General features: G+C 48.9%; 12 protein-coding genes and 1 tRNA gene. 4 read left to right on the forward strand and 9 right to left on the reverse strand.

Annotation, left to right across the window (positions count from 1 at the left end; genetic code table 11):
- Window positions 1-7: 7 nt before the first annotated feature.
- Window positions 8-2,410, reverse strand: a complete 2,403-nt coding sequence (locus tag EA392_03185; protein ID TVR40729.1) for a TonB-dependent receptor — start codon at window positions 2,408-2,410, stop codon at window positions 8-10.
- 205 nt (window positions 2,411-2,615) lie between these two features.
- Between EA392_03185 and EA392_03190 the strand changes: the two genes are divergently transcribed.
- On the forward strand, window positions 2,616-3,116 hold the full coding sequence (locus EA392_03190) for a thiol peroxidase (protein TVR40703.1): 501 nt from the start codon (window positions 2,616-2,618) through the stop codon (window positions 3,114-3,116).
- Between the two features lie 80 nt (window positions 3,117-3,196).
- On the opposite strand, the gene EA392_03195 is transcribed toward EA392_03190, so the two are convergent.
- The 8 genes from EA392_03195 to EA392_03230 form a co-directional block, all read right to left on the reverse strand.
- Window positions 3,197-5,065, reverse strand: coding sequence for a PKD domain-containing protein (locus tag EA392_03195; protein TVR40704.1), 1,869 nt, complete (start codon window positions 5,063-5,065; stop codon window positions 3,197-3,199).
- Between the two features lie 116 nt (window positions 5,066-5,181).
- Window positions 5,182-5,532 (reverse strand): hypothetical protein, encoded by a 351-nt coding sequence (locus tag EA392_03200; GenBank protein ID TVR40705.1) that lies wholly within the window; start codon window positions 5,530-5,532, stop codon window positions 5,182-5,184.
- A gap of 236 nt (window positions 5,533-5,768) precedes the next feature.
- Window positions 5,769-7,223 carry a hypothetical protein gene (locus EA392_03205; protein ID TVR40706.1) on the reverse strand — a complete coding sequence of 485 codons (1,455 nt, stop codon included), beginning with the start codon at window positions 7,221-7,223 and terminating at the stop codon, window positions 5,769-5,771.
- A 62-nt stretch (window positions 7,224-7,285) separates the two neighbouring features.
- A complete protein-coding gene (locus EA392_03210) occupies window positions 7,286-8,419 on the reverse strand; it encodes a hypothetical protein (GenBank protein TVR40707.1) in 1,134 nt (377 codons plus the stop codon).
- Between the two features lie 78 nt (window positions 8,420-8,497).
- On the reverse strand, window positions 8,498-9,310 hold the full coding sequence (locus tag EA392_03215) for a transglutaminase family protein (protein TVR40708.1): 813 nt from the start codon (window positions 9,308-9,310) through the stop codon (window positions 8,498-8,500).
- On the reverse strand, window positions 9,300-10,751 hold the full coding sequence (locus EA392_03220; GenBank protein TVR40709.1) for a hypothetical protein: 1,452 nt from the start codon (window positions 10,749-10,751) through the stop codon (window positions 9,300-9,302). The genes EA392_03215 and EA392_03220 overlap by 11 nt, the downstream gene beginning before the upstream one ends.
- 119 nt (window positions 10,752-10,870) lie before the next feature.
- Entirely contained in the window at window positions 10,871-12,514 is a 1,644-nt protein-coding gene (locus EA392_03225; protein TVR40710.1) for a hypothetical protein, read from the reverse strand.
- A 310-nt stretch (window positions 12,515-12,824) separates the two neighbouring features.
- Window positions 12,825-12,900 (reverse strand) — tRNA-Phe (locus EA392_03230).
- 35 nt (window positions 12,901-12,935) lie between these two features.
- On the opposite strand from EA392_03230, the gene EA392_03235 reads away from it, so the two are divergent.
- Genes EA392_03235 through EA392_03245 form a run of 3 tightly spaced genes read left to right on the forward strand, consistent with a single transcriptional unit; the run spans window position 12,936 to window position 16,405 of the window.
- Complete coding sequence (locus EA392_03235; protein TVR40711.1) at window positions 12,936-13,709, forward strand: type III pantothenate kinase; 774 nt, start codon at window positions 12,936-12,938, stop codon at window positions 13,707-13,709.
- Window positions 13,678-15,072, forward strand: a complete 1,395-nt coding sequence (locus tag EA392_03240) for a hypothetical protein (GenBank protein TVR40712.1) — start codon at window positions 13,678-13,680, stop codon at window positions 15,070-15,072. Before EA392_03235 ends, EA392_03240 begins: the two co-directional genes overlap by 32 nt.
- On the forward strand, window positions 15,065-16,405 hold the full coding sequence (locus tag EA392_03245; GenBank protein TVR40713.1) for a hypothetical protein: 1,341 nt from the start codon (window positions 15,065-15,067) through the stop codon (window positions 16,403-16,405). Before EA392_03240 ends, EA392_03245 begins: the two co-directional genes overlap by 8 nt.
- Window positions 16,406-16,409: the final 4 nt, after the last annotated feature.

The following is a 16,409-nucleotide window of genomic DNA, read 5'->3' on the forward strand; positions in this document are numbered from 1 at the left end:
GAACAGGCTAAAAGTCTGCGCGAAGGGTGATAAACATGTTGCGTCCGGGAGCTACCAAGCCCGAGCTGTATGGCCGGTAGCGCTGATCGGTGATGTTCTCTACTCCGGCTGTTACTGAGAACTTTTCGAGTAAGCGAATCATTGCCTTAAAATTCAAGGTGTACCACCCCGGGGAGTAGGGATTACCATTGTTATCGGTGGCGTAAATAAAGGGTTTTTGCCGCTCTTCCTCGTTGAGGTTTTCAAAACTCACCTGGGCGCTATACACCGCGTAGAGCTGCATCATCAGCTTTTCCTTTCTAAAGGTAAGTCGTGTAATTCCAAAGGCTGGCGCGGCGTGTCGCGAGCGCGAAACATCACCATTTTCCATTTCTTCCTCACCCCGCTGGAAGTTGTAATTCGAAGTAAGACTGAAACCTCCCGGAAGCTTGAATTCCGCACCCGCATTAAACCCGAAAACGGTACCGAAGGCCGCATTTTGAATGGCAAAAACCTGACTCATTTCGCCGTTGAACACGATGCTGTCCTGCCCGTTTACCTGAAATGCCCTGCGCACCATCGCATTGTCGAGGTAGGTGTAAAATGCGGTGAAATCGAGTTTGAGCACATCGCCAAAAATTCGCGAAACATTCAGCTCGGCATTGTAAGCGTATTCTGCCGTGAGGTTGGTGTTGGGAACGATGACTTGTCCGGCGGTGAAATCAAAAATCTTCCCGATGTCATCTACATTGGGAGCCCGAAAACCCGAGCTGAGGTTGGCGCTGATTTTCCACTGATCGGTAGGTCTGTACACAGCGCCAATGCTTCCGTTGGTGGCGCCATTTTGAAGTCTTGAACTGGTAAAGTCAAAAGGGAAAAACTCAAGGTGACGGGTAAAGTCAGAGCGAATGTTAAAGCCATTTACCCTGGCACCGGCCTGCATCAGAAATTTTTCTGAAAGAGGGTACTGGTAATTGAGGTAGGCGGCGTAGCTGCTCCATTGCGAATCCGGATAGCGGTCGGGAACAGCCATGGGGTTACCGTTGCGTATATCCACGGCCGACGCTGTTGACTGCACATCATTCAACACATATTCCACCCCGTAGAATAGTTGGTGCTTGTTGATTTTCTTCTCAAAATCCAGGTTTACGGAGTAGGCCTGAACTTCTTCCAGTTGTGTGCGCAAGCGGTGATGGTTGAAGCGTCGGTCAATCCGGCTTTCCTCAAAATACTGGTGTGCCAGTCGCAGGCTCATACCGTCGTACAGAAACGTGGGTTGCGTGTGCGATACGTGCAGGTTGTTCATCATCCATACCTGAGGTCCGTAATTCCACACAGCCGAGCGCGGTAAACCGTTACCGGTGGTTTCAATGAGCCGGTCGTATCGCGGAAAGCCGGAGGTTTCTGAATAATGAAAGCCGTACTGAAAATCCCAGTGCTCGTTGGGCTTGAAACGGATTTTTTGCATCATGTTGACTTGTGAGTAGCCCGAAGGCGACTGCACCAGAGGGTCGGGATTCTGCACCACGCGATCAACGCTGTCAATGCGCTGTACGGTGTAGTGCTTGAGGTACTCCTCGGGGCCGTGACGCCCCATTCTCAGGTCACCAAATTCAGAGTACGTAAAGCTCGTAACCGACGCCCATTTTTTCCAGCCTACATTCACGTCGAAATGATGGGTGGACTCATTATTGGCCGATGAAAAGCGGCTCAGGGCTTTTCCCTTCACGAGGACTTTGTCGTTGGTTGAGAATTGCGGCGCAAGGGTGGCAAAGGCCATTACCCCTCCAATGGCATCGCTGCCGTACATGATGGAACCCGGGCCAAAGAGCACTTCGGTGTTTTCGATGGCAAGCGGATCGAGTGAAATAACGTTTTGGAGATTGCCCGACCTGAAAATAGCCGTGTTCATTCGCACGCCATCCACGGTGTACAGCAGTCTGTTGGCCGAAAAGCCCCGAATCATCGGGCTTCCTCCTCCTTGCTGGCTTTTCTGGATAAATACTTCGCCCGATGAACCGAGCAAATCGGCGGCGGTTTGCGGATTGTAGAGGGCAACATCCCGCGCTGTAATGGATGTTATACGCGACGGAACGTTTTGCGCAGGCTGGCTCCACCGGGTTGCCGACACCACTACCTCGTCAAACTGCCTGACCGTGGACTTCAACAGAATCTCTCCGCCTACCTCATTAAGTGCAGTATAGTTGGTGATTTCCGTTCTGTAGCCCAATCGCCTCACCACAATTTGCCGCGTGCCGCGAAAAGCCGAAATATCAACTTCTCCTTTGGCGTTGGTGGTTTCCAATACCAGAGGAGCATCACTCATCAGGGTCACCATCTCCAAAGGCTCTTCCGTTTCGCTGTCCAGAACCTTAATGATCTGGCCGTGAACATGGGACCAGACGCCCCCCATCCCCAAAAACAAGAGCATCAAAACAAGTCTAATCCTGCGCAGATTGAGCACTTCATTAGGTATGAAAGTCAACACAGAGAGAAACACACTTAACGGGAAAGTTTTCAAGAGAGGAAAATCAGCGTATTCAAAAGCAAAAACCGTGCTGAAAAACCCTCGTGAACACTTGGTTCTGTTGTGTGTTGTATAACTATCTTTGTTACACACTTCAAAAAACATTACCATGGCACAAATCACACTCAAAGGAAACAGCATAAACACCATTGGCAACCTACCGCAAAAAGGACAAACCCTGCCTGATTTTCAGCTGGTGCGTAAAGACCTGTCGTCAGTTTCGGCAGCCGACTTCAAGGGCAAGAGAGTCGTTTTAAATATTTTCCCGAGCATTGATACCGGCGTTTGTGCCACGTCAGTGCGCAAATTCAACGAAAAGGCAGCACATCTCAACAACACGGCCGTGCTATGTGTGTCACGCGACTTACCCTTTGCCCAGGCGCGATTTTGCGGCGCAGAAGGAATTGAAAACGCAGAGACCTTGTCTGATTTCCGCACCGGTGAATTCGGCAAAGCCTTCGGCGTGGAAATGACGGATGGCCCCCTTCAGAATCTTCACTCCAGAGCGGTTGTTGTTGCCGACGAAAATGGTGTGATACTGCATACTGAACAGGTAAACGACATTGTAGAAGAACCCGATTACGATGCAGCGCTGGCTGTTTTGAAATAAGCTGGAGACAGGGCGCGTACCCAGCAGTGCATAGGCAATTCAGGTATGGCAAAACCAATGGCCTGGCAGTCTTTGCGCTTTTAACGCACCATCGTCACATCGCCCTTCACTTCATGCCTTGTGCCGTCGAGCTGAAAAACCTCGAGGTAGTAACCAAACACGCCTGCGTTCAACTCGCGGCCATTCTTGGTGCCGTCCCAGCCTTTGCTTTGATCGGTGGTAGAAAACATCTCTTCGCCGTAGCGATTGTACACCACAAAATTCATCCGGGTGATGTTGCTGCCGCGCACAAACAGCACGTCGTTTACACCATCGCCATTGGGTGAAAACGAGTTGGGGATTCCAAAACCAAAAGACTCCTCTACAAAAACGGTAACGGTATCAGACGATTGACAACCTCCTGACTGTTCATAAAACACCACAAAAGTGGTGGTTTCGTTGAGTGGATAGGTGGTGGTTGCCGGGCACGAAAAGCAGGTTACATCTTCAAAAGGCTGCCAGATAAAGTTGCCGGTTCCGTTGCCGGCAATGGCGCTCAGCGTGGTTGTAGTTCCCTGGATGATGGTTTGATCGGGCCCTGCGTTTACGTTGGGCGGATTGACCACGGTAATTTGCTGGGTGATGCTGGTGCTGCTGCCGTTGGCGTTGGCTACGGTAAGGGTAACGTTGTAGATGCCTGTTTGATCGAGGTAGCAGATATCGGTTGGGCTGAATTCCTGAGAAATGGAGGTGGCCGCACCTTCAAAGGTCCAGAAGTACTCAACGGCGTTGCTGCTTGTGTTGGTAAAATCGTAGCATTGCCCAAGGCAAACGATGGGTGTATAATCAAAGTTGGCAATGGGGCCGCAGCCTTCTACAACGGCAACCATTTCTGGAAAAGTCTCTGTGAAAGTTAAGCCATCGAGGGTTACTTCCAGAATCACATCATAGGTACCTGGCTCCTGATAACACACATTACCCGGGTTTTGAGCGGTTGATGTGGCCGGCGCTCCTCCGGGAAACGTCCATAGCCAGCTCACTTCTTCGGCGTTGGCTATTACACCATCATCCGAGAGATTGGTGTAGGTCAGGCAATCACCATCGCATGCAGTGGGCGTTGAAACTGAAATATCCAGTTCGGGAACAAGAATAATCTCCTCAGGATTACGAATAAACTGGAGCGTTATAATGTCGTTTCCGGGAAATCCAATGTATTCACCTTTCGTATAGGATGCAACGTAGTGATTGAAGTCCTGTGAGTACCAAACTATGATCGTGTCCACAAAGGTGATGGCCGCTGGACCCAGGTCTATCACTTGTTCGTTCACCGTCCGCACTCTGACCACATCTTCGAGGGTAATGTGGGGAAGAATAAGCGTACCGTATCCATCGAATTCAAAGGTGCTCTGACCTGTTCTGGTGTCCTCCTCGCCGCTGGCATCATTGAAACCAGTCGCCAACCAGTTATCAGCTGCTACATCCCCAAAATTCATTGGAAAAGGGTAAGTCAATCGGGGTATAGAGTAATCTACCTTTCCAAAACCTTCAATAAACTGTCCCTCAAGCGCTACACCCTGTGCGCCCAAGGAGTAATAGTTCTCTCCTGTACTGAAACTGCCGTTTGAATATCCCTGTCCTCTTTCAACCCAGTTGCTATTGGGGTAGTCATTTGGAAACAAACCCTGAGAGACAGGAATGTACTCGTAGAGCAACTGAATGCCGTCTACATATTCTGAAAAATCCCAGACCAAATCGGCCCCGCCCCCGGTGATGGGAAGCGGCTCAGCCATATCGATGAAGCTCGTGTAATATACTTCATCACCAATAGACGGGTAATGATCCGCTAAAGAAAGCGTAAACTGAGCGTGGAGCGCATTGCCGCAAATCAATAATCCAGCGAGGAGTAGGTGTTTCATTTGGTTCATGACGCGCAAGATAGGCAGTTTCTGGTAATAGAGATTTTCCATCATCAAGCAAAAACGCGGCACCTTGCTCCTGTCAAAAAGCTTTCGCCACCTTGCTCGCAATTGTTTGGCTGACGAAAAAAAAGAAAAGAGGTTGCAATGATGCAGTCAACAACCTTGACCTAAAAACGGAAGAAGAAAAACACTGCGCCCTCTTCGGGTCGGCGTGTATCGCAGTGACCGATAATCTGCCGGCGCATGGTGAGTACGCGTCCGCTCTCAATGTAACCAATGGTGTTGCGCGCGTTGTTCATCACGCGTCCGTCTTCCACAAATCCGAGCGCGTTGCCGGCGGCATCCAACACCCGTCCTGTTTCAACCCTGCCCAGCACCTTGTGTTCTCTGTTCAGCACCTGGTTGCCATCAATGTACCCAATAACTTCGCCCGAATTCAGGCGAATTTCTCCGTTGTCGATGGTGGCCACAGCGTTTGAGCCGCCAAACATTACCTGTGCCTGAACTGATGTAAGCATCGATGTATAGAAACCGAGCACAATGACAAAGACTAATTTCATTTTTCAGAGTTTTTGTAACCAGCGGCATATACCATGCCACCACCCAGAGGGTGCAATGTACCAAATGCCAGAGCAACCGGCAAATCGCACAAAATACCAAACGGATGTCACGAACCGGCCAAAGTATAGAGCACAATTACCAAAACTATGTCATACAGCAATTTAGACCAATGGCGAAACCCAACATGCAAGCGCTATGACTTTCTGCCAATAGCAAATAGGTTAATCCCGGTTTGCTCAAAACGGATTTGCTCACAGCGCGAATTGAATGCCGATTCGAGAAAAAGCCGATGCATATCCTCTTCTGTCCGGTGAATGAGCTTCCAATCAAGCACGTAATCCATCAATGCACGCGTCTCATTGGCAGGGTGAAAATTCCCAAGAATTACTCGACCTCCTTTTTTCAGTTTTCCGTAAATGAAGTTGAGCAGATTAACAACAAACTTATCGTTGAAATAGTCTATTAATCCTATTGAATAAATAATATCCTGAGGTGGGAGGTTGAGCTCACTTCTACCCAATGCCAGATAGACCAGGTTTGCGTTGGTAAGCTTCAGGCAGTTCTTCAGGCGAGGAGTAGTACGGGCGGAAATATGAGCAAGCGCCTCAAAATCAATATCCACACATGTGCACTGGAGTTGATTAGGATCATTCATGTTGGCATAAACATCAAACAGCTCCGCAGCGGGGCCACAGGCCAGGCTGGTCACTCTTGTTAACTCACCATTGCGTTCTTTCAGTGTAGCGGTAATTTCTTCTACCATCAGTCCACGTCTGTTCTGTACCGCTTTGCCGGCCGACTGATCAAGAAAACATTGATCCAACAATTCACCCAAACGGCCAGAACCTGCAGGGCTGTTCTTGTAAATCTGATCGATTGTAAGGTAATCTCCGGCGTAACCGCGAGGCTTCGCGTACATTCTATCACCCAATTCCGACAACGTGAGATACGGTAACATAGCTTGCTGCACCCTGGCACCGATATGCGCCCGTTGGCTTAAGTTAAGTGTGCTTTTATCACCAATGAGTTGATTAAGCTCAGTTACAAAATTCGAGAAACCTTCTCTCAACTTCAGTGTTGTTGACTCTTTTACCCCGTTGTCCGACTTAATGGCTTCCTGATCAGCATGAAAAAACCCCTCTTGTAACGCATTAATCATTTGATAAATCCGTGATTCGCTATCACTGCAAAATTCTGTATCCGCGGCTTTCGATTGCAGGGATTGAACCAATGCGTTTGCTTTGCGAAGTCTGGTGGCCAGTGTTACTGCAAATGCTTTGTAAAAGGTTGATCTGGCACACTCATCTGTGTCGAGATGTTGGCTTAATACCTCAGCAGGTAATACGAGCAGCATGGTGTTTTCACGTGCACGCACATCTGCCGACGCCATTTGTCCGTCAATAAAGCTTACCTCTGAAAAACATTCTCCGGGTCCGAGCAGGGTAACCTCCTGGTGGGAACCCGGTAGTTTAACCTCCATTAAACCGTGAATTACCACGTACATAGCACCTGGTAGTTCGCCAGCCTTTACAACTAACTCACCTTGAATAAGCTGTTGCTCAATGGCATTACTCAACACCCACCCAATATCCTCTTTTCCTAGTTCACCGATAAAAGTAAGGGCTGAAAAAACCTGTTGCTGATTCATTTGTGTACATTCTTTCGCGACAAAAATAGTATTACTGCCACGCAATCGTAACGCCTATGTAATCAAAACATCAGCAGTCGACTATGAATGTTTTCCCCAAACGGCAAATGATTTTGGTTGTACCATTCAAAGAACCGAAAAAACCCGGCTTCATTGTCGTTTTTAAAAGCCTCGAATGCCTCTGGATCACCGGCTCTGAACAAAAAATAGTTGTAGTACTGAAAGAGCCCTTGCTCCATCATCCGTGCGTGAAAGGGGAACAACACAAAGGGGTAAGTCTCCTGCTTGTTGTCCTCGCCCAGCATCCAGTGTTCTATAAATGCAGTGCGCAATTGATGGATTCCTTCAAGGTCAATACTACCGTCGTCATTGTAGTGAATACTTCCGATGGCCATGGAAAGCGACACCACACCCTCAAAAGGCAAACGGAAGAGTTTAGCCATTTCTTCGGCACTTGATTTTTTCAGGTTTTTGAGGTCCTCCAGCGATACGTTGATGGTAAAGCCCTTTTGGGTGAGATGGAGGGTTTGAGCAGTATCGCCTTTGTTTTCATGCACATCGTTGTACACTTCAAAAAGCAGCGCGCTGATTTCATTTACGCGCGGAGTATTGAACTCGAGGTTCAGAAAAATTTCTCCGTAAAGCAAGGCCCAGATGCGCTCTTGGGTACCGTCGAAAAATTTGGCAGCCCAGTAGTAGTTAGATGCGTGGAGCGGATCTGCGGCAATCCCTTGCTCCCAATAGTACAGAGCCTGCTCAAAATTGGCGTCTAGCTTTTCTACAACACCAAGTTCCAGGTAAAGACTCCCCGCGTTGGGGAATTTCTTAAGCCCTTTGTGATAGGTTTTACGCGCTTTGTCGCGATTACCCATAAGGCTGTATGTATTGCCCAGCATTTTATACTGGAGCGGGTCGGAGCCGTCGCGGCGCTGAACTTTTTTGAGGATTTTTTCGGCCCGGGCATAATCCTCCATAATGTAGTATGCCAACCCTATTTCATAGTCGTACAACCACTTGTTGAAAAGCTTTTTAGCGTCTTCCAGCAATTCGATGGCGCGAACAGGCTCGCCCTCTTCCATCAGGGCAATGGCCATTCGGGCAAGAGAATCTGCATGCATTTCGCGCTGGCTCTGGGCTATTGAACCCTCAGCAACAAGCAGAAAACAAACAAGTATGGCAAATGCACACCGCGGCATGTCTGCAAGGTACGAAATTGAGCGGAAGCGCTTCGCCTCAATCCAATATTGGTAGGTCTTGAGGTTCAGCTAAGCAAGCTAATGCCCGATATAAACGGTGATATTGGGATCCGTAACCATCGGCCGGGTTCTTCTCTGGCCTTCAAAATCCCAATCGTGATGGGTGTAAAGTGCAATGTTATCGGGCAATGGCACTCCGGTTTGAGCATCGTAGGTTACCCAATTGTCTTCGCTGGGGTAATATACCTCCAGCAGGTAATGCGGCGTGAGGTTCAACCCCATAAAGGTGCGAACTGTACGGCAAGGTACACCCAGATGCCGAAGGATGGCGGCCGGCAAATGGGTAAAGCCGATGCAATTGGCTACCCTGCTTTCATAGGCATCTGTGGCAGAGGGCAGCGCCGAGGGGTCTCCCCAGGAGAGTCGTCCGCCCGTGTAGCGAATGACCAGCCAAACCAACTCGTGTTGCAGATTAACCTGTGCCGATTTCAAGAGCGAGTCGGCAAGGTTGACGATGGTTGGATGGCTGCTGTTAATGTACCTCGAAGGACGCGTATACAGCGCAATCTGTTCGGGGACGTACGCAAGCGGATAAGAATCATCGGGCTTTGGAAGCTCGCTTTTTACCTCAATTCTGAAGTGAAGCACCGCACTGCTTTCGCGCTCAACATTCAGCCTGTAATTCAGTGATTGGTGGCTGTTGAAATCCATCAGCGAATCGGCGTGTTCCATCACAAAATGGCGTTTGATCCAGGTTGGCTCATTTGTCCGTGAGTGGTCAAAAAAATTCGGCTGGGCCAGCAGAACAGCCGGAAGGCTCAAAAATGCGACCACAGCAAGGTAGTGGCGCAGGGTCAAAATCACGCTTGTATTCAAATTGTTAATCCACATTTCTCACACATCTAATGGAGTTTCCTGAAGCTTTGGGTGTGCTTACCGTTGTAATGGCACCCTGCGGGGCAATTGAATAGTAGAAGTAGTAGGAGTCGTCTGAGGAATGTGGGGTGGATGTCCAGTATTGACTGGCGCGCCCCTGGCCGATGGTTCCACTCCATAGGTTTCTGAATCCAGCGAAGGCAGGCACAAAATCCACATCCGGATGAAGCAACACCTCACCGGCTGTATTCTGACCACCCACTGCCCGCAGCATCAGCACCCAGTCACGGCTGGTTGGAACACGCCATCCCGACGGACAAACCCCTCTTTCATCTTCTACTGCATAAGCATTGTAAAAAAGGCCGTACTCCTGATCGTGCGCCGCGTTGTTTTCATAGCTCGACAATGCTCCCGACCCGGCGTTGCGCCAATCCTCGGTATCGGGCAAATCAGGAATCGGGTCACCGTTGTTGTACACCCGCGTACGAAGATTTTGAACGAACCATTCCTGTTGATCAATCACCAGGGTTTGGTATTGGTTACCTGCCGCATCTGTTGCACCGGCACCATTTTGTATCTGATAACGTCCGCGGAGATTCATGGCTTTTTGTGCTGTTTTTTGAGCACCGGGCTTTTCTTTGATGCAACGCACAGAGTGCCCCAGGGTTTTACCGCCATACCCAATTTGAAACGAGCGGTTGTCGTACTCCGGAATAAACCAAATGGTAGCACGGGCACCTGTTGAGCGGTCGCGCTGACCTTCATCCTGCGACCACCAACATCCCATTTCACCAAAGTGCGAGTAGTTGCCATCCAGGTTTCTGTACCCACCTGCAATGGCTTCAAACCCCGTCCAGCCGGTTTCAAGCGAATCCGGGTATTTCCAAAAGCCATCGTGGTTGCTCTTTACCGCGTTAAAGGTTTCCCTGCTACCTCCAAAGTAATTGATGAATTCTCTCCACTCAGCCTCTGTAGGTACGCGCCAACCACAGGGACAAATATTGCGTTCATCTGACGCAGCAAACCAGTTGTACAATTTACCATAGTACAGGTTAATCTCTGCTCGCGATTCGTGGATATCCCTGGCCCGTGTGCTGCCTCCGTAGTACGCCCATGCCGCTACTCCAAGGTCTCCCCAGGGCTGTTCTTCCGGCCGGCTTTTAAAGGAGTTCATTCCACCTCTGGGCACAAAAAGAATAGAGTCGCCATTGCAGAACACGGCACTGCGGAGGTTCTCGGCCATCCATTCGTTACCGGCAAGCATAACCGTTTTGTATTGGTTTCCTTCGGCATCCTGCACCATTCCGAAAACAGGCGTATTTTTCAATTCAGCGCGCTCATTTTCTGGGTGCTGACCAAACACAGCGAACACACAGAGTGAAAGAAGAATGATTATACCACGTGCCTTCATACAGAGTTCATTAGGATGCAGGTACAGCCGGGCAACTCGAAACACAAGCCATCTGTAATCAACCTGACAAGGCCACGAATATAGGGAAACAACATAATGTGTGAGCTCCCCATCAAACTACAACACGCTCTTAACCCCCCAAAATGATGGTCAGGACTCGACCATCATTCGCTGATGCTCACTTTCATCATGACGTCCTCCTTGTTGCCGGCATAGAACTCTACTGCAAATGAATTTCCGGGAGCGCGGCGAACACGGTAGGGTCTGAATTGCTTTACCGACCGGCCTTGGCCGAATCCCTTGATAGGTGCATCCTGCATATCCAGGACATTGAGCTTTTCAACATTTCCATTGACGGGATCCACCCTGTAGGCCGCCAATTGCCCTTTGTTTTCTGCATTCTCAGTGTAGTAGGCAGGCACCACGTTAATGGGCACGCTCACATTGCGGTAGTTATCGAGAAAAACATAATAGTGATAATCATTGATTTTCAGGTGTTTGTACGACGTAGAAAACATGCCCGACTGAGGCCGCGCCTGACTCTTGCCCAGGGATTGCATCCATGCCACTTCGCCCTCAGCATCCAGCTTGCAAATAAAAATGTTCTCGTAATAGTACGTGTTGAACTGACGACCATTATTTCGGGTTACTGTTTTGGAATAGCTCGTCTCTCCGTGCATGTACACGCCCCCATCATCGTAAAACAAGACGTAATCGATATCAAGGTAAGGATAGTACACATTTTCTGTCCTTCCTTTGACATACTCTTTCTCATACTTTTTCGCATCCTTTTTGCTTCGGTGCATATTGATAATTTCAAGAGGAATTTCGTGAAACTTTTCGAAAACCACGTTTCCATCCAGATCTCTTGTTGAATAGAATACCCCATCTGCGTGGGCCGTTCCCTTGTTTACTCTGTAGGTTCCTGCCAGGTGAATCTTCTGGTCTTTCTCGATGCTAAAGCCGAGGTCTACAAGGGCTTTGTCGTGAGGGTCTATACCGAAACTTGTAACAGCACCTGAGGCCATATCCACCTTCATGATTTCGAGGTAATAGAGCAAATCACCGCTCTTCTTGTGAAAGTAATTATACGCACCATCCGACCATACCCTGTTGAGAATATACACATTATCCTCATGGTCAATTTCATATCCAATGATGGTTTGCTCTTTGATGTTTCGTTCCATCTGCACGTCGTTCTGTGCAACGAGATTCAGGTCTTTATCAAACAAATTCAGCCCGATTTGCAGGTAGGTGTTCTTTCTTGCCTCAGATTCAGACTTGTAGGCGTAATGGATGAGCAAATTATCTGAGGCGGACGAAAAGATGTATTTGAACTTATCTACCACTCCGGGTCTTTTGCCCCACATCAAGGTTCCTTCGAGCTTACCATCTATGGCAAGAAGTAGTTTTGGCTCACCCACCAGCACCAGGTTTTCGAGATCAATAGGCCGCACAAAGAGTTGTTCTATTCTGTTCTCTTTGCCCCACACCGAATAAAAGAAGTAGCGACGGCCACTAAAGCCGATCAGTTGTTCGAATGTGAAAACACCTTGAATGTCTGTTACTGTATTTTCAGCAACCAGAGCAGGGTTGTCACTCATGTCAAATTTCTGAAAGTGAATGCCTGAATCGTTCATTTTGATCGCGTAATTGTAACCATCCTGCTCAAAATAGATTTTACTCCCGTCAATTACCTCATAGGTAGAAGAAAAATCCACGCTAAAATCTGTAAAAACGGGTGGTGCGATCTGCGCTGTAAGCGAAATCGTTAGACTGAGGAAAACGGAGCTCAAAAATAGTTTCATGACTTTTGGTTAATGTTAAAAATTTGGTTTAGAACGGCAAAGTACAAAATATCCCAATAGCCTTTTTTTTTTGCAACCGCAGGAGTATTGGCTTCGAACCAACCGCCCGTCAGGTCTACCTTTCTCACAGTCTGGCAGGCCTGCATTGATTCGCACAATGCCGATTATTGCGCTGGGCAGCACTGAAGTGCAGAGCATCACTTTTAGATTACCTCGATGCAGCTTTGCGGCGTGCGATTCTTCGATTTCCAAAGCCGGATTTCTCCCCCCAAACAAAAAAAAGCCGCCTCGTAATCGAAGCGGCTTTTTGGGGTGGTGCCAGCTGGAATCGAACCAGCGACACAAGGATTTTCAGTCCTTTGCTCTACCAACTGAGCTATGGCACCTTTGAATCGGTCGGCAAAAATAGAAATTATTCTGATTGGCAAACGATATCTTTGCAGACAGATTTTTTTTCATGTCGGCAAACATCATCATTGACTGGGGCAACACCCTCGTAAAACTGGCACGTTTTGAGCAGGGAGGGCTCGTAGAACACATGCAGCTACCCGGTCCCTCATACAAGGTTATTTCCGACTGGATTGGGCATCCCGCGCGCTGCAAGATGCTGTTATGCACTGTTTCATCAAAAAGCAATGAGGTGGAGAAGCAGTTGCAACAGGAAGCGCTGTTTTTTCTGAAACTCTCTCATCAAACTCCCGTCCCGCTCCAGACGCGATACCTCACCCCCGAAACCCTTGGTTACGATCGGCTTGCTAATGCTGTGGCGGCCTGGCGGCTTAGGAAACCCGACCATCACGCCCTGGCCATTGACGCGGGCACATGTCTGAAATATGATTTTGTGCATTCCGAAAAAGGCTACCTGGGGGGCGCCATCTCGCCGGGCCTGCGCATGCGCTACCGCGCTTTGCACGATCAAACCGATGCTTTGCCCCTGCTTACCGAAGCTCAAAGGACTCCTTTAACCGGCCAAAGCACATATGAAAGCATGCATTCGGGCGTTGTTAACGGTATGCTGGCCGAGATTCGCCAAATCATTCGACAGTACCGCGCAGAATACCCCGAATGTTCTGTTTTTCTCACAGGCGGCGATGCATCCCTTTTTGAAGAGGAGCTAAAAAATCACATCTTTGCACACCCATTTTTAACGCTTACAGGCCTACATGACATACTCGAGTTCAATCAGAACCGCTAAGTCCGTATTTTTTCTGCTCGCCATCATGCTTTGTGGGCAGTGGGCCTGGGCACAAAGCACCTCTATTTCACCCTACTCCAGATTTGGTCTTGGTGAAATTCACGACGGAACCCAAACCGAGCAGTTCTCAATGGCGGGCCTGAGCATTCCCGTACTCGATCCTTTTGCATTCAATGCGGCCAACCCTGCCACTTATCATCACATAGCCAAGCCGATTTTTTCGGTAGGAATGCGATACCAGATCATGAGTCTGCACACTGAAAACCAGTCGCAGATGAACCAAAACCACGTCATCAATAATCTGGCGGTGGCGTTTCCCCTTGCCAACAAGCGCTGGGGGCTTGCAGCAGGTGTTATGCCATTCAGCTCAATGGGATACAGCATAGTAGATGAGAGTCCTATTCCGGAATCGAACGAATCTGCCCGAATGGAGTACACCGGGGTGGGTGGTTTGAGCAGGGCTTATCTCGGAAACTCCTATCGCCTGTTCGAAAAGGAAGACACGTTAGGAAACAAATCGAGTTTGTCTGTAGGTGCCAATGTGAGCTATATTTTTGGTAATCTGGACGAAACCAGAAAACTGATCTTCCCTTTTGGAGGATTTGGATACAACTTTCGCGCTCAAAACCGCATTCGCGTTGATGACCTCGGTTTTGATTTTGGATTGATGTACGCCTTCCACCTGCGCAAAATGACTGAAAAAGATCGGAGTTTTATCCGAATGAACATAGGACTTACCTACCGTTTACCGATAAACCTCAATACACGCGGCTCTATGCTCGCCGAGACCTTCACTGTTGGCGCGACCACCGGCGCAGAGAATGCCAAGGACACAGTATATTACAATGATTACGGCAGCGGAACCACCTATGTGCCTGCTTCTTATGGCGTGGGCGTAGGTCTCGATATGGTAAACCGCAAAAGCCAGAAATGGTTTTTTGGCCTGGAATACCGCACCGAATTGTGGTCTGAAAGCAGCAGGAACATTGGGGATGTAGTCTTTACAGATGAAATGGGCAACAGCCAACGGGTTGTTTTTGGTATGGACCTGATGCCCAACTACCGCGCAAGCCGGAAGGTGCTCGAAAAAACCCGCTACCGGATGGGTGTTCGATACGAACAATTGAGCTTAATCCTTCAGGATCAACAACTGGAGGCCTATGGCATAAGTTTTGGAGTTGGTATCCCGATTTCATTGAAAAGGCCGCAGACACCTTCAACCTTCAACATTGGAGTTGAAATGGGCCGCAGAGGAACCACCGCTGATAATTTGCTTCGCGAAGACTATGTGATGATTTCTTTCGGCCTTACCCTGATGCCACACTTTAGAAACAACTGGTTTGTACAGAGAAAATATGATTAACAAAGCAATAATAAGTACCATGAAAAATTTATTTCTAAGCATCTTAACCCTAATCATCGCCCTTCCGGTGATGGGTCAAAACTATGGCGACACCCCGGAAATTGAAGAAAAATGCAAGCAGTACCTTTCGCTCTATCGCGAGTACCGCAATCAAAAGCTCATTGACGACGCCATAAAGCCCTGGCGTCAGGCAGTAGAGATTTGCCCCGGAGCTGCAAAAACCCTCTACACCGACGGTGTGCGGTTTTATCGTCACATGATTGATAATTCCGCTGACGAAGCCGTTAAAGAGCAATACGTAGACAGCCTGATGTGGATTTACGACAAGCGCATAGAGCACTACGGCGAGGAAGGATTTGTGCTCGGTTTAAAAGGTGTGGACATGATGCGATACAGGCCGGATGAAGCCAAAGAGGCCGAAAAGGTACTTCGACGCTCTATTGCACTGCAGAAATTCGACACGGACGCTCAGGTGCTTTCAAAATTTTACCAAACCATTTACGAACTATACCGCCAGGGAGAAGCCGATCGCTCTGACCTGATGACAGAGTTTATGCCGGTTTTGAACTACATCGAGTACAACATCCAAAACCTGGAAGACTCCGCACAAGCCGACCGATATGTGAAGGCCCGCGAAAACCTCTATACCTTCTTCACAAAAATTGCCGACGACTGCGAGCAGGTGGTGCGCATCTTTGAAAAGAAACTCGCAGAAAACCCCAATGATATTGAAGAAAATGAAAAAGTGCTCAAGGTATTGAACGAGGCAGATTGTACCGACAGTGATTTCTTTGAGCAGGTTGCCACAGTGGTGTACCAAAACAGCCCTACCCACGATGCAGCATACAGCCTCGGGATGCGCAAGCTCAAAAACAAAGAATATGCTGACGCGAAGCGCTACTTTGACGAGGCTGCCCAGCTTTGCACCGAAGGCTGTACCCGACTTGAGACCTATTTGCTTCGCAGCGGGCAGGTGTCACTTATTCAGGGAGACAACAGAGGTGCGCGTGCGCTGGCCTCACGCATTTTGCAAAAGAACCCAAGAAGCGGCGAGGCCCTCATTCTGCACGGCGATGCCATTGCGGCCAGCAGTAAGGCATGTGATGACGGCAAGCTCGGCTCAAAAGCGGTGTTCTGGCTTGCGGTAGATTACTACAACCGCGCAAAAGCCGCTGACCCCTCGGTAGCAGCCAGAGCCGACCGTCAGATCAAAACCTACTCTCGCTACTTCCCCGACAGGGAAACCCTCTTCTTCCAAACCATTTCTGAAGGCTCTGTTTATGAGGTGGCATGCTTCGGAGAGACCACCAAGGCGAGAGCTCTGGTTCAATAAAACT

The sequence above is a fragment of the Cryomorphaceae bacterium genome (assembly GCA_007695365.1).
GTDB lineage: Bacteria > Bacteroidota > Bacteroidia > Flavobacteriales_D > SKUL01 > SKUL01.

Bases quoted from the DNA above. Each gene is read 5' to 3' on its own strand.
- EA392_03200 (TVR40705.1), bottom strand. From the start codon at position 5,532: ATGCTTACATCAGTTCAGGCACAGGTAATGTTTGGCGGCTCAAACGCT.
- EA392_03225 (TVR40710.1), bottom strand. From the start codon at position 12,514: ATGAAACTATTTTTGAGCTCCGTTTTCCTCAGTCTAACGATTTCGCTT.
- EA392_03245 (TVR40713.1), top strand. From the start codon at position 15,065: ATGATTAACAAAGCAATAATAAGTACCATGAAAAATTTATTTCTAAGC.
- EA392_03215 (TVR40708.1), bottom strand. From the start codon at position 9,310: ATGTGGATTAACAATTTGAATACAAGCGTGATTTTGACCCTGCGCCAC.
- EA392_03210 (TVR40707.1), bottom strand. From the start codon at position 8,419: ATGCCGCGGTGTGCATTTGCCATACTTGTTTGTTTTCTGCTTGTTGCT.
- EA392_03240 (TVR40712.1), top strand. From the start codon at position 13,678: ATGACATACTCGAGTTCAATCAGAACCGCTAAGTCCGTATTTTTTCTG.
- EA392_03185 (TVR40729.1), bottom strand. From the start codon at position 2,410: ATGCTCTTGTTTTTGGGGATGGGGGGCGTCTGGTCCCATGTTCACGGC.
- EA392_03190 (TVR40703.1), top strand. From the start codon at position 2,616: ATGGCACAAATCACACTCAAAGGAAACAGCATAAACACCATTGGCAAC.
- EA392_03195 (TVR40704.1), bottom strand. From the start codon at position 5,065: ATGATGGAAAATCTCTATTACCAGAAACTGCCTATCTTGCGCGTCATG.
- EA392_03205 (TVR40706.1), bottom strand. From the start codon at position 7,223: ATGAATCAGCAACAGGTTTTTTCAGCCCTTACTTTTATCGGTGAACTA.